This is a genomic window from Mesotoga prima MesG1.Ag.4.2 (genome assembly GCF_000147715.2).
Lineage (GTDB): Bacteria > Thermotogota > Thermotogae > Petrotogales > Kosmotogaceae > Mesotoga > Mesotoga prima.
The window spans coordinates 1,107,132-1,120,527 of the sequence record NC_017934.1 but is presented as its reverse complement, the minus strand read 5'-3'; the positions used below and the strand labels follow the sequence as shown (position 1 = coordinate 1,120,527).

Below are 13,396 nucleotides of genomic sequence, written 5' to 3'. Positions count from 1 at the left end.
TTATCTTCCCTCACTTGTTTTAATCTGGCTTCCCATTGCAGCCCCTATTCTGATAATATAGATTTGTCAAAAGGAGGCGTTGTTATGGAGATAGGCATCTTTGGTCTACCGTTGAGCGGGAAAAGCACGCTGTTCACCCTCCTAACTGGTGTCGAACCCCATTCCAGTCACAAGAACGAGGCTCATACGGCCGTTGCGAAAGTACACGACAGAAGAGTAGATGAACTTTCGAAAATCTTCAATCCAAAAAAGACAGTATATGCAACAGTGTCATTCACCGATATCCCCGGTTACGATCTTGCGGCAAATCAGAAGGAGAAGAATCGTATTCTCCAGTTTATTCAGAATTCAGAGGCCGTTATGGCCGTTGTCCGAGCCTTCAAAGACACATCAGTTCCTTGGCCTACCGGAGCCTACACTCCCGTCAAGCAATTGGAGACGATTGAGACCGAGCTTCTCGTAAGAGACATGGAAGTAGTAGAGGGCAGACTCTTAAGACTTGAAGAAGCGAAGAAGAAACGAAAGCTATCTGCCGACGAAGAAAGGGAGACTGAGCTTCTCCACCTCATCGAGAAGGGCTTCGACGAGAACAGTTTCGCATCGCAACTTGAACTTGCTGAGGATGATTTGAAACTCCTCGGTTCGCTTGCCCTCTTCACAGCGAAGCCGATAATCGTCGCCATCAACCTTGATGAGGATCAGTTCTCCGCTAATGATTACCCCGAACGTGAGACCCTTCTTCAAAGGATAAGTGAAAGAAACTTCGCGCACATTGAACTCTCGGGAAAGATAGAGTCAGAACTTATGGAACTATCCGAGGAGGACAGGGAGATTTTCATGGAAGAGCTTGGAATCTTTGAAAGCGGAATTGAGAGGTTATCGAGAGTTGTCTATGAGCATATGGGTTTGATTTCCTTCTTGACAGTCGGCGAAGATGAAGTAAGGGCATGGACAATAAAGAAAAATACTCCGGCAAAGGCTGCTGCGGGGAAGATACACACGGATCTGGAGAGGAGTTTCATCAGGGCAGAAGTGATACCATATGATGAGTTCATGACGGTAGGGAGCATGCAGGAGGCAAAGGCAAAAGGCATGGTTAAGATCGTCGGCAAGGAGGAGATCGTGAAGGATGGTGACATCTTTCATGTCAGAGCCAACGCCTGATTTCTCCTCTCTAAAGCTTGTCGACACTCACGCACACATCTCCTTTCCTCAGTTTGATTCAGATAGAGATAGAGTAATCAGGCAGATTGAAGATGAAGAGGTATCTCTTCTAGTTGAGATCGGAACAAATGTAGATGACTCCGAAAGGGCCTTCAGAACCGTTGAAGGACTGAGGAATGCTTTCTTCTCTGCCGGAGTTCATCCTCATGACAGCAGCGGGCTTGATAAAGAGGGTCTTATCAAATTAGAGACTTTGCTTCTGAATGATAAAGGCGTTGCTGTTGGCGAGATAGGACTTGATTTCTTCAGGAATCTTTCTCCTGTTGAAGATCAGGTAAGAGCCTTCAAAGAACAGCTTGAGTTGGCGGCCAGACTGGATCTTCCTGTAGTGGTACACGTTCGGGAGGCCTACTCGGAAGCTTACGAAATACTCAAGGAATTTGGACACTTCAAGGGAGTAATACACGCCTTTTCCGCTGACCTGGAGCATGCGAGAAAGTTCGTGCAGATGGGATTCTTTCTCGGAATCGGCGGGCCGTTAACGTATAAAAAGAATGAAGGGCTCAGAGAGGTAGTTAGGCAAATCTCTCTTGACAGACTCGTTTGTGAAACCGACTGTCCTTATCTTCCGCCGGTCCCATTCAGAGGCAAACGAAACGAGCCCTATTACGTTGGCTATGTCATAAAGGAGATTGCGAATCAGAAAGGAATTTCGCCGATCAGCTGTTCGGAAAACCTCTTAAACAACGCATTGAGACTATTCTCTATCTCACTTTAGGAGGAAATATGGGAAGACTTGAAGATTTCAGAAGTTTTCGAGAAAGGATGAACAAGAGAATCATTGAAACTGGTAACATAGATACGAAGCGTTTCTTCTCGCTGGACGGTGCTGTATACGAGGATGGTGCACTGGATTCGAAAACTAAAGAGTTGATGGGCCTTGTGGCTTCGGCCGTTCTCAGGTGTGACGATTGTATTGCTTATCACATAATTCAATGCAAGGCAACAGGATCCAGTAGAGAAGAGATAATGGAAGCGCTCAACGTAGCTTTGATAGTCGGGGGTTCGATAGTTATTCCTCACTTCAGGAGGGCCGTTGAGCTTCTCGACGAATTGGAGGCAGAGTAATGCCCGGGAAACTTTATCTCTTTGATGGAACTGCAATCTTCTACCGTGGTTACTACGGGATAGATGTAACTCTTACAAACTCCAAAGGTGAACCAACTAACGCTCTCTTTGGAACGGCGAGGATGTTGTCGAAATTCACTCGAGAGAGAATGAAGAATGGAGACTATGCTATCTTCGCTTTTGACCGCAAAGAATTGACGAAGCGTCATGTGGCTTACGAATCATACAAGGCAACTCGGGAAGCTATGCCAGATGCCCTTGTCGCACAACTTAAGGACGTACCGGAACTTGTCGAGGCCTTCGGCATAAAGTTTCTTTCGATAGCCGGAATCGAAGCCGACGATATCGTCGCAACGGCTGCGAAGAAGTACCGTGATAAAGTAGACGAAGTACTTGTAATAACTGGCGATAAGGACCTTCTTCAGCTGGTGGACGACAAGGTTCACATATTGCGATTCGTTACGGGTCTTACGGATCTCGATCTCTACGACAGAGAGAAGGTCTTGTCCAGGTATGAACTGGAACCGGAAAGGCTCCATGCTCTTCTATCTCTCGCAGGGGATTCGTCGGATAACATACCCGGTGTTCCAGGAATCGGAATAAAGACCGCCCAGAAGCTTCTCAAAGAATACGGTGACATCGAAGGAATCTATGCAAACATCAGGAAACTCAGCCCTGGACTGAGAAAGAAGTTGATAGACGGCAGAAGCTCGCTTGAACTTTCGATGGAGCTTGTAAAGCTACTTGACAATGAGGATCTGAACATAGAGCTCGACGACATAAAGTATGAGGGTTTCAGAAAGAACGATTTGCGAAAGATCTTCCTAAAACTCGAATTCTCATCTATGATGAATGAATTCAACCTAACCGATAAGGCCGATGATTCTTTTGCAGAGATAGATGGATACAGACTAGTCAAGAGCGAAAATGAACTCGAGAGGCTTTTCGAGAAACTGGTTTCCAACCCAATATTTGCAATAGATCTTGAGACTTCCTCTCTCGATCCTCATTGCGCGAAGATCGTAGGAGTCTCGATTTCCATCGATGAGGGGTCCGGTTACTACATTCCGATTGCACACGAGTCTGACGGGTGGCAGGCAGACCGAGACTATGTCCTGAAAAATCTTAAGAAGCTTCTTGAAGATAGATCGACTAAGATAATCGGGCAGAATTTGAAATTCGATTATTCTGTCTTAGCAGTCAACGGTATCCATCCAGTTGTTCCCGACTTTGACACGATGCTGGCTGCTTATCTCCTTTCTCCAGATGCAAAGAGGTTCAATCTCGATGAGCTAGCGATGAAATTCCTCGGGTACAAAACGATAAAATTCGAGGATCTAATGAAGAAAAATCAACTGGGCGATGATTTCACCAAGGTACCTCTGGAAGAGGCTGCACGCTATTCGGTGGAGGACGCGGATATTTCGCTCAGGCTTTCTTCGGTTCTTAGAAAAAAGATATATGAACAGGAACTTGAAGAGATATTTAGAAAGGTCGAACTGGCACTAATTCCGGTGCTTGCCGACCTCGAACTAAATGGTGTTTACTTCGACGTTCCTTCGCTCAAAAACCTTTCAGAGAAGTACGGAAAGATTCTCGATAAAATCCTCGAGGAGTTGTTTGACCTTACGGGAGAGCAGTTCAATCCCAACTCCCCTTCACAGGTTGGGAAGGTTCTCTTTGAAAGACTTGGCCTCACACCTTCAAAAAAAACGAAGGGTGGCTCCTACTCGACGAGCGCCGACGCTTTGGAAGAAATCGCAGATGAACATCCTGCGGTGCAGAAGCTCCTCGATTATAGGAAGTACCAGAAGCTGAAATCGACTTACCTGGACTCGCTTCCCGAACTCGTCAACAAAGTGACAGGAAGAATTCACACCAGCTATCACCAGACGGGAACGGGGACGGGAAGACTGTCAAGCAGCAACCCAAATATGCAGAATCTACCCATTAGGGACGAAGAGGGAAAAGAAATCAGGAAATGCGTCATTCCTCAGAAGAAGGGCTGGAAGATTGTGAGCGCAGATTACTCCCAGATCGAACTTAGGATTCTCGCACACCTAAGCCAGGACAAGCAGCTTCTTGACGCTTTTAAAAACGACAAAGATGTACACAGTTTAACGGCATCAAATCTTTACGGAATTAAAGAAAGCGAAGTAAGTGAAGAGCAGAGAAGAATAGGGAAGATGATAAACTTCTCTATAATATACGGAATCTCTTCCTACGGACTGGCAAGCAGACTAAGGATTCCCACAAATGTTGCCGAAGAGATGATTTCGAATTATTTCAAAGCCTTTCCTGAGGTAAGGGCCTTCATTAGGGACACAATTTCTGAGGCCAAAGAAAAGTGCTTTGTGAGGACGATGTTTGGCAGAAAGCGGGAGATCCCTCAGTTTAAGACTAAGAATAGAAACGTAATCCAGGAAGGCGAGAGAATAGCTATCAATACGCCCATTCAGGGAACGGCTGCTGACATAATGAAGATGGCCATGATAAAGATCTATAACCTGCTGAAAGAAAAAGAAATGGAAAGCTTTGCTATTCTCCAGGTACACGATGAAATGGTCTATGAAGCTCCAGAGAAGGAGATTGAAAAGCTGAAAGAGATTCTTAAGGAGGGAATGTCTGAGGTTGTAGAACTGAGCGTTCCCCTGGATATTGAAATCTCTGTAGGTGATTACTGGTGCTGAAAGGGAGACGTCACCCCTTTGAATGAGAAAAACAAAATAAACTGGACGGCGCTGTCAACGCTTTATCAGTTTGCAGTTATTGTGATCGCGAACATAGTGGTTTCGGGGGGTATAGGATACCTACTGTATAGGTTCCTCGGAATGGGTAAGGTATGGATTTCTTTTTTCCTACTTTTCGGAGCCTTCTCGGGCATATATAATGGAATAAGATATCTATTGAAAGAGGCAGAACGATATGATAGAGACAAGGACAATGATGATAAAAACAGCGACAATACTGGCAGCCCTGGCAATAGTTGAAAGCGGTATCCTTGCCTTTATACCGCTTCCCGGTTCTGAACTGGGTGTCTTTTACGGAACTGCATTTTCCTTGCTAGCTCTGCTGCTGATAAATTACGATGCACATATCATGATAACCGAGAAAAAGAGAGCCCCGACCGGTTTCCTCGTAAGATACGCCTTCTATGGCATTTGTTTTGCAACTGCATCTACAGTTTCACCCGGGTTCTTCTTAGGAAGTTTTCTCGGAATCATGAATCTTAAAATCGCAGCAATAGCCTTTGGGAGGTGGCTCTGTGAATCTTAATCTCACTAAATCCGACAAGATATTCCTCGGAGTTATTTCTGGAGGATATATCGCCGTTCTCATATATATGGTTGTCACAGACTACAAGTTCCAGCTTGAGGGCGTTGGTCAGCGATGGATCTATCAGCTTCCCTTTGGAGAAGGTCCTCTCAGCAGGGTAAACCCCTTAACGATAATCATGACCTGGGTAGTAATGGGTCTGATAATATTTATGGTAACAAGAGTGAAGGTCTTCAAGATTATCCCGGGTAAGAAACAGAGTCTTCTCGAGTCTCTCCTCGAATACGTTTACGATCTTGTGAAGGATTCAGTGACTAGAAAGGAATACGTCAGGCCGATCTTCGATATTGCGGCCTCACTTTTCCTTTTCATTCTGGTCTCGAATATTATCGGCAGTTTCCCTGGAATAAATGCCTTCCCTACGGAAAACGGAGGGGTCACATTCACGATCCTCGCCGATACGTGGTATGCTCCTACATCGGACCTCAACATGAATCTCATGCTCGCTTTATTCGTGTTCGTCATGAGTCATGTGTACGCAATAAGAGTCAAGGGTCTGAAGAGCTGGGTCAAAAGTTTCTTCGAACCCATTTGGTGGATGTTTCCGATAAACATAATCGGTGAAATCGCAAAACCGATTTCTCATGCGCTCAGGCTCTTCGGGAACATAATGGGAGGGGCAATTCTAGTACTGATTCTTGGTTACCTTGTCAAATACTTTGTTTTGCCGGCAGCTCTGTGGGGAATATTCGGGCTTTTCTTCGGGGCGATACAGGCGTTGATATTTACAATACTCGCAATTGCATATATTAGCTCATTAATAGAGTAAGGAGGTTTTACTGTGGATATTGGTGAAGGCTTGATGATGATGGGAAAGTTTATTGGCGCTGGACTTGCGATGGGTATTGGGGCTATCGGACCGGGAATCGGTGAAGGTAGAGTCGGTGCGAGTGCGATGGAAGCAATGGCGCGACAACCTGAAATGATAGGAACCCTGACAACAAGAATGATTCTCGCAGACGCGATTGCAGAGACTACCGGCATTTATTCGCTCGTTATTGCGTTTATGATTCTCCTGGTAGTGTGAAATCTTCCCCTGACTAGAGGAGGGGTGATAACTTGATTGAACTGAATTTGACAGCCATATTGTCGATACTGAACTTTTTGCTGCTCTTTTTCGTTCTGAAGAAGCTTCTTTTCGACAAGTTCTTCGATATCATGAAGCAGCGAAAAGAGAAAATCAGCGGTGAAATTGCCGAGGCCGAAAAGCTGAGAACTGAAGCAAACGACCTCAAGAGAGAATACGAGGCGAAGATTCAAGAGGCGCGATCATCCTCCAATGAGATAATCTCACAGGCCGAGAGACAGGCAGAGGAAATCGTGAGACAGGCCAGAGAAGGAGCGCAGCAGGAAATACAGAGGATGTACAAGGCTGCAGAACTGCAGATTCAACGGGAGCGAGAAGAGGCCGCCGGTGAAATTAAGGGTGCGATAGTAACTGCTGCAGTTGCCATGGTGGGGAAATTTCTCCAGAAGGATATGGACGAGGCTGCGAGAAAACAGTACGCCAGGAGAATTCTTGAGAGCATGGGGGATAAGGAGTGAAGAGAATTCTTTCGCTGGCTTCGAAGTATGCTAACGCTCTTTTCGATAGTCTGCCTTCAGAAAACCGAGAGACAGCTCTTTCTCAACTTCAGCAACTCTCTCAGAGCATCTCGAACGAGGAGCTCTCGAAGTTTCTTTTCGATCCCACAGTTCAGGGTGAAAAAAAGACGGGAATACTCCTGAGTTTTGTCCAAAGACCTCTGAAGCAGATCGAAAGATTGGCAGCGCTTCTGGTTTCGATGAAGAGGCTTGAGCTCCTTCCCGACATCGAGAACGCTTTTTCCGCAAGGCTCCTAGTTGAAGGCAGAATGATAAATGTTGAGGTCGATTCTGCAGTTGAACTTACTTCAGAAGAGGAAGAGGCCATACTGGAGAAGGTAAGAGAAAAAACAGGGATGCAGGGTTTGTTGAAAGTAACTGTGGATCCTTCGTTGATTGCGGGATACGTAATTAGATTCAGTGATGAGGTAATCGACACTAGTCTCAGTGGTCGTTTAAAAAGAGTGAGCCAGGAGCTGCGCTCGGGCCCTCGGGAGGTGATTGAGTGAAGATCAGTCCATCTGAGATCACGAAAGTAATACAGAATCAGCTAGAGAAGACTGACATAGAGTTTGATTATTTTGAAGCCGGAAAGGTAATTCAGATCGGCGATGGCATAGCGAGAGCCTATGGTCTGAAAGGGGTTATGGCAAACGAACTTGTCAAGTTCGATAACGGTGTCTACGGTCTTGCACTGAACCTTGAAGAGGACAACGTTGGTATCGTTATTCTTGGGGGATACAAAGAGATAAAAGAAGGAGACCTGGTTCGAAGAACGGCCAGAATTATGGAAGTCCCTACGGGACCCGAGCTTCTCGGTAGAGTGGTTAATCCCCTGGGAATTCCACTGGATGGAAAGGGACCGATCGATACGAAGAGCTTCAGACCTGTCGACGTAAAGGCAACAGGTGTCGTCATGAGAAAGCCAGTAGACACCCCTCTTCAGACGGGAATAAAGGCGATAGATGCTACGATCCCAATTGGCCGTGGCCAGAGAGAGCTAATTATTGGAGACAGACAGACAGGTAAGACAGCAATAGCTATCGATACGATTATCAATCAGAAAGGTCAGAACGTTAAGTGCATATATGTTGCTATCGGCCAGAAAACGGCAGCCCTTGCAAGGATTATCGACAAGCTTAATCAGTTTGGGGCAATGGAATATACAACGATAGTCTTCGCTTCAGCTTCAGACACTGCCGCGCTTTCTTATCTGGCACCCTATGCAGGAGCTGCGATGGGCGAACACTTCATGTTCGAAGGACAGGATTCGCTCGTGATCTATGACGATCTTTCAAAACACGCATCTGCTTACAGAGAACTATCTCTACTTCTCAGAAGGCCGCCTGGAAGAGAAGCCTATCCCGGAGATGTCTTTTACCTGCATTCAAGATTGCTTGAGAGAGCCGCCAGACTCAACGAGAATTTCGGCGGTGGCTCTTTGACTGCCCTGCCGATAATTGAGACACAGGCAAATGACGTTTCCGCATACATACCGACAAACGTCATATCAATTACGGATGGGCAGATCTACCTGGATCCCAACCTCTTCTATGCCGGTAACAGGCCCGCAATAAACGTTGGATTGTCGGTTTCAAGGGTAGGGGGCGCTGCGCAGATCAAAGCCATGAAGAAGATTGCCGGCAGTTTGAGAATTGAGCTGGCCCAGTATAGAGACTTGCTTTCCTTTGCACAGTTCGCTACGGAACTCGACAAGGCAACCAGAGACCAGTTGACGAGGGGAGAAAAGCTAACCGAGCTTCTCAAGCAAGACCAGTACGTGCCGATGCCGGTAGAAGAGCAAGTAGTCGTTCTCTATGCCGGCACGAAAGGTTACCTTGACGACCTTGATACTTCCAGGGTATCGACATTCGAGACTACTCTTTTGAAAACCTTGCGAGCTTCCTATTCGAATGTTTTGGCTTCCATAAGAGAGAAGAAGGTCATCGAAGAAGAGACGGAGAAGCTTTTGAAGAAGGCTATCGAGGAAACCTTGAAACTCTTTGCAGAGCGAGGATGATTGAGCGTGAGCAAGGGTAAACTGCGTGCGATAAAGAAACGCATCGAGTCAACAAACTCGACGATGCAGATTACCCGCGCCATGGAGATGGTCGCGCGGGCAAAGATCAACAAGATTCAAAAGGGACTGAAATTTGTGAGGCTCTACGAAAGGGCTATGGAGAGAGCCTTAATCAGAGCTTACTTTGGTGATACAAGCCACCCGAAGATTGAGGGCGAAGGAGAGATTCTTCTGGTAATCAGTTCGGATATGGGCCTTGCGGGCGCTTTCAACGCCGAAATAATGAAAGCCGCCGAACGGGAGATAACTAACTCAGATATCAGGCACATTGTGACGGTAGGCATCAAGGCCGAAAGCTTTTTCAAGAAGGGTGACATACCTATCAGTTCTTTCAGCCATTTCTACGACACTCCCGATCTGGACGAAGCGGCCATAATAGTCGATGATGCTCTTGACATTATGGAGAGCGAGCACGCTGGGGGTCTAAGGATGGTCTACAGCAGTTTCAAGAACCCTCTGGCGCAAATACCGAAAGCTGTGAAGCTTCTTCCCCTTGATGAATTCAGCAGGCCCGACAACGATTTCTTTGACTTTGAGCCAGAGATCGATGTATTGTTCAAGGACGTCCTGAATTCCTGGCTGGTTGCAAAAGTTCTTCTTGGCATGTATGAAACAAAGGTCGGAGAACTATTTTCAAGACAAAATGCAATGAAGAACGCGACGGAAAACGCTAAGAACATGATTCAGCAGTTGACACTGGTCAGAAATAAACTGCGTCAGTCGAATATTACTCAAGAGATAATTGAGGTCGTTAACGGCGCTGAAGCACTAAACGGTTAATTGATTTTGGAGGTGTGAGTGTGCCCGACAAAAATAAACAGAACATTGGCAAGGTCATTGCAATAACCGGACCTGTCGTGGACATATCGTTCGAGGGAGCAATGCTACCCGACATTCTTAATGCTCTGAAAGTGAAGAACGAATTCTTAAATAAAGAGATAGTCCTTGAAGTTGCCCAGTTGATAGGTGACAACAGCGTAAGGGCGATAGCAATGGACAGCACCGATGGATTGGTAAGGGGGCAGGAAGTCATTGATACGGGAAGCCAGGTGACGGTTCCTGTGGGAGAAGAGATTCTTGGTAGAATGTTCAATCTACTCGGTGAACCGATAGATGAGAAGGGTGAGGTGAAGTTTTCCGATCACTGGGAAATACACAGAGCGGCTCCGTCGGTCACCGATCAGCAGACTGAAGTCGAGATACTTGAAACGGGAATAAAGGTCATCGATCTTCTCGCACCCTTCAGCAAAGGTGGGAAGATTGGCTTCTCGGGAGGAGCGGGAGTCGGAAAAACCGTCCTCGTCATGGAACTCATAAGAAACTTCGCGATCGAGCAGAAGGGTCTATCGGTCTTTGCGGGAGTCGGTGAGAGAACGAGAGAGGGAAACGACTTGTGGCTGGATATGCAGGAGGCCGGCGTTATCGAGAACACCGCTCTTGTCTTCGGGCAGATGAATGAACCACCCGGAGCGAGATTCAGGGTAGGTCTCTCCGCCATAACGATGGCAGAGTATTTCAGAGATGTACAGAAGAAGGACGTACTTGTATTCATAGACAATATTTTCCGATTCGTTCAGGCCGGTTCTGAAGTCTCGGCACTTCTCGGAAGAATGCCGTCCGCCGTCGGTTACCAGCCGACACTCGCGACAGAAATGGGAAACCTTCAGGAGAGAATTACCTCGACAAGATCGGGTTCTATCACTTCGGTTCAGGCAATTTACGTTCCGGCCGATGATTTCACGGATCCGGCGCCAGCCACTACATTCAGTCATCTCGACGCCACGGTAAACCTTTCTCGTTCGATAGCCGAACAGGGGCTTTATCCAGCCGTCGATCCGCTCGACTCCACCTCAAAAAATCTCGATCCAGTCGTTGTAGGTCAAGAACATTATCAGGTCGCAAGAAGGGTCCAGGAGGTTCTTCAGAGATATAAGGACCTTCAAGACATTATAGCGATTCTAGGAATGGAAGAACTCTCCGAGGAAGACCAGCTTACTGTCCAAAGAGCGAGAAAGATCCAGAGATTCCTGACCCAGCCATTCTTTGTTGCTGAAAAATTTAGTAACATGGAGGGTAAATACGTTCCCATCTCCGAAACAATCAGGGGCTTCAAAGAGATTCTAGAAGGCAAACACGATTCCCTGCCTGAACAGGCATTCATGATGGTTGGGACTATCGACGAGGCAAAAGAAAAGGCAAAGAATCTTACGAAGGATGAGTGAAGTGGCCTTAAAAATCAGAATTATAACTCCCTACGGAATAGAATGGGAGGGCGATGCAGATTTTATCTCGTTCCGGTCGACAGAAGGTGAGATAGGTTATCTGCCCGAAAGGGCCCCTGCATTGATGGAACTGACCGTTGATGTAATGAAAGTACGGTCCGGCTCTAACACTCTTCAGTTTGCCGTTCACGGTGGCTATGTCCTTCAGGAAAGAGAAGGACTTACAATTGTGACAGATGCTGCGGAAACTCCGGAAGAAATCAGTGTTGAGCGTGCGAAGCAGCGACTGAAAAGGGCAGAGGAGTTGCTCCAGGTAAGCAAGTCAAGGCGCGAACGCGCCCGAAACGAGGCCAAACTTCAGAGGCACATGTTGAGAATCAAGATTGGTTCGAGGGGATAAGTTGCCCGTCTAAGATTGTGAACCCCTCCTTCGAAAGAGCAGTTACATGTTGTTTGTTCCAAGTTGCAAACCAAAGAATAAAAAGAAGTCAAATGCCGTCATACCTAAATTGCTTCGGCCCCTTGGTAGCCTTCGTGAAACCGGCACGTCCCGTCGTATTTCAGCATCTAGTTTCTCCAAAGAGAAAACGGAGAAAATCCATTGTCGAGAGTTCGCTTCGCTCACGAGAAGGCGAGACTTCTCGCGTGTTTTCAATCTCTTTTTCTCTCTCTTCCTCTCTTCTTCTCTCTCCTGTTCTCGCTCTTTCGTGAAAAATGGAGTCCCTTTTTCGCGAGGGGCAGAGATCCTGACCAGGACCATTGTCGGGATGACGTGAAGCGAGTAATACTAACATCCCGTAGAGTCTGCCCCGACGAACTCCTCTTCTGTCATCTCGTAGTGCTCCTGTACGGGATCTTTCATCAAAGACCCGCTTTTCAAAGACCCGCTTTTCGCTGATCGCTGAACGCTTACAAGAGCCGACAAAGCGTATGTTCGAGAGTTCGCTTCGCTCACGAGAAGGCGAGACTTCTCGCGTGTTTTCAATCTCTTTTTCTCTCTCTCTTCTCTCCCTTTCTCTCTTTTCCTCTCTTCTTCTCTCTCCTGTTCTCGCTCTTTCGTGAAAAATGGAGTCCCTTTTTCGCGAGGGACAGGGATCCTGACCAGGAGCATTGTCAGGATGACGTTTGGGGGTGTCATCGCCTAATGCCCTCCTGCTGTCATCCCGTTGTGCTCCTGTACGGGATCTCCCATCAAAGACCCGCTTTTCGCTGATCGCTGAACGCTTACAAGAGCCGAGAAAGCGTATGTTCGAGAGTTCGCTTCGCTCACGAGAAGACGAGAGCGAAAATAGGGACTGACGATCCTCCTCACGTCCCTTTTTCGCGAGGGACAGGGATCCTGACCAGGAGCATTGTCAGGATGACGTGAAGGGAGTAATACTGACATCCCGTAGAGTCTCCCCCGACGAACTCCTCTTCTGTCATCCCGTAGTGCTCCTGTACGGGATCTCGCCCAAAGAACTGCTGTACGCTTAAGAACCAAAACCCGCTGAACGCTGTGAAGGCTATGTTGTCCGTCAACGGTCCTCCGACAAGAGGACCGGTTCTTCGTTCCGACGCTACGCGTCCAGGTTCATGGAAAAAAGATGTGAGAGGGCAGAGGTAAGAAGCTTGAAGACATGAGATTTCGTGCAGTTTGCCTGAACAGAGACCCCAAACAGGTGCATATTGGGGCAAGCTTCAGGGCAGGCTCCGTGGAACGACAACGAATGCTTGTTCCGAAAGCGTCTAAATCCGTCAGCTGAACTTGTTTCAGCATCTAGGTCATGGTTTTTTGACCTTATTCAAGAACGAAAAACAAATCCTCGATCTGGAACCAAGGACAAACTCTCTTCGACAAACGAAGAACCGCTCTTATTGCTCTTCCAAAGGGCTGGTCGTT

16 protein-coding genes are annotated in these 13,396 nt (G+C 47.0%); 14 read left to right on the top strand and 2 right to left on the bottom strand.

Annotation, left to right across the window (positions count from 1 at the left end):
- Nucleotides 1–84: 84 nt before the first annotated feature.
- From ychF to THEBA_RS05340, 14 genes are read left to right on the top strand one after another with little or no spacing between them, the layout of a single operon-like run.
- Entirely contained in the window at nt 85–1,164 is a 1,080-nt protein-coding gene (gene ychF / locus THEBA_RS05400) for a redox-regulated ATPase YchF (RefSeq protein ID WP_014730765.1), read from the top strand.
- A complete protein-coding gene (locus THEBA_RS05395; RefSeq protein ID WP_014730764.1) occupies nt 1,130–1,942 on the top strand; it encodes a TatD family hydrolase in 813 nt (270 codons plus the stop codon). Before ychF ends, THEBA_RS05395 begins: the two co-directional genes overlap by 35 nt.
- An 8-nt stretch (nt 1,943–1,950) precedes the next feature.
- Nucleotides 1,951–2,292, top strand: coding sequence for a carboxymuconolactone decarboxylase family protein (locus THEBA_RS05390; protein WP_014730763.1), 342 nt, complete (start codon nt 1,951–1,953; stop codon nt 2,290–2,292).
- Nucleotides 2,292–4,982, top strand: coding sequence for a DNA polymerase I (polA, locus tag THEBA_RS05385; RefSeq protein ID WP_014730762.1), 2,691 nt, complete (start codon nt 2,292–2,294; stop codon nt 4,980–4,982). The genes THEBA_RS05390 and polA overlap by 1 nt, the downstream gene beginning before the upstream one ends.
- A gap of 18 nt (nt 4,983–5,000) precedes the next feature.
- Nucleotides 5,001–5,282 (top strand): AtpZ/AtpI family protein, encoded by a 282-nt coding sequence (locus tag THEBA_RS13995; RefSeq protein ID WP_006492801.1) that lies wholly within the window; start codon nt 5,001–5,003, stop codon nt 5,280–5,282.
- On the top strand, nt 5,236–5,568 hold the full coding sequence (locus THEBA_RS05380; protein WP_236609213.1) for a hypothetical protein: 333 nt from the start codon (nt 5,236–5,238) through the stop codon (nt 5,566–5,568). Before THEBA_RS13995 ends, THEBA_RS05380 begins: the two co-directional genes overlap by 47 nt.
- On the top strand, nt 5,558–6,397 hold the full coding sequence (gene atpB, locus THEBA_RS05375; RefSeq protein WP_014730761.1) for a F0F1 ATP synthase subunit A: 840 nt from the start codon (nt 5,558–5,560) through the stop codon (nt 6,395–6,397). The genes THEBA_RS05380 and atpB overlap by 11 nt, the downstream gene beginning before the upstream one ends.
- Nucleotides 6,398–6,409: 12 nt before the next feature.
- The gene (locus THEBA_RS05370) at nt 6,410–6,655 is read left to right on the top strand and encodes a F0F1 ATP synthase subunit C (RefSeq protein ID WP_006492796.1); all 246 of its coding nucleotides are present in this window, start codon (nt 6,410–6,412) and stop codon (nt 6,653–6,655) included.
- Nucleotides 6,656–6,687: 32 nt separating this feature from the next.
- Nucleotides 6,688–7,173, top strand: a complete 486-nt coding sequence (atpF, locus tag THEBA_RS05365; RefSeq protein ID WP_006492794.1) for a F0F1 ATP synthase subunit B — start codon at nt 6,688–6,690, stop codon at nt 7,171–7,173.
- On the top strand, nt 7,170–7,721 hold the full coding sequence (gene atpH / locus THEBA_RS05360) for an ATP synthase F1 subunit delta (protein ID WP_006492793.1): 552 nt from the start codon (nt 7,170–7,172) through the stop codon (nt 7,719–7,721). The genes atpF and atpH overlap by 4 nt, the downstream gene beginning before the upstream one ends.
- Nucleotides 7,718–9,232 (top strand): F0F1 ATP synthase subunit alpha, encoded by a 1,515-nt coding sequence (gene atpA, locus THEBA_RS05355; protein WP_014730760.1) that lies wholly within the window; start codon nt 7,718–7,720, stop codon nt 9,230–9,232. Before atpH ends, atpA begins: the two co-directional genes overlap by 4 nt.
- A gap of 6 nt (nt 9,233–9,238) precedes the next feature.
- Nucleotides 9,239–10,072 carry an ATP synthase F1 subunit gamma gene (atpG, locus tag THEBA_RS05350; RefSeq protein WP_006492791.1) on the top strand — a complete coding sequence of 278 codons (834 nt, stop codon included), beginning with the start codon at nt 9,239–9,241 and terminating at the stop codon, nt 10,070–10,072.
- Between the two features lie 44 nt (nt 10,073–10,116).
- Nucleotides 10,117–11,514 carry a F0F1 ATP synthase subunit beta gene (gene atpD / locus THEBA_RS05345; RefSeq protein WP_407656338.1) on the top strand — a complete coding sequence of 466 codons (1,398 nt, stop codon included), beginning with the start codon at nt 10,117–10,119 and terminating at the stop codon, nt 11,512–11,514.
- Entirely contained in the window at nt 11,507–11,914 is a 408-nt protein-coding gene (locus tag THEBA_RS05340; protein ID WP_006492789.1) for a F0F1 ATP synthase subunit epsilon, read from the top strand. Before atpD ends, THEBA_RS05340 begins: the two co-directional genes overlap by 8 nt.
- 387 nt (nt 11,915–12,301) lie before the next feature.
- On the opposite strand, the gene THEBA_RS05330 is transcribed toward THEBA_RS05340, so the two are convergent.
- Both THEBA_RS05330 and THEBA_RS05325 read right to left on the bottom strand, forming a co-directional pair.
- On the bottom strand, nt 12,302–12,652 hold the full coding sequence (locus tag THEBA_RS05330) for a hypothetical protein (protein ID WP_014730757.1): 351 nt from the start codon (nt 12,650–12,652) through the stop codon (nt 12,302–12,304).
- Between the two features lie 170 nt (nt 12,653–12,822).
- On the bottom strand, nt 12,823–13,035 hold the full coding sequence (locus tag THEBA_RS05325; protein ID WP_041928089.1) for a hypothetical protein: 213 nt from the start codon (nt 13,033–13,035) through the stop codon (nt 12,823–12,825).
- Nucleotides 13,036–13,396 lie beyond the last annotated feature (361 nt).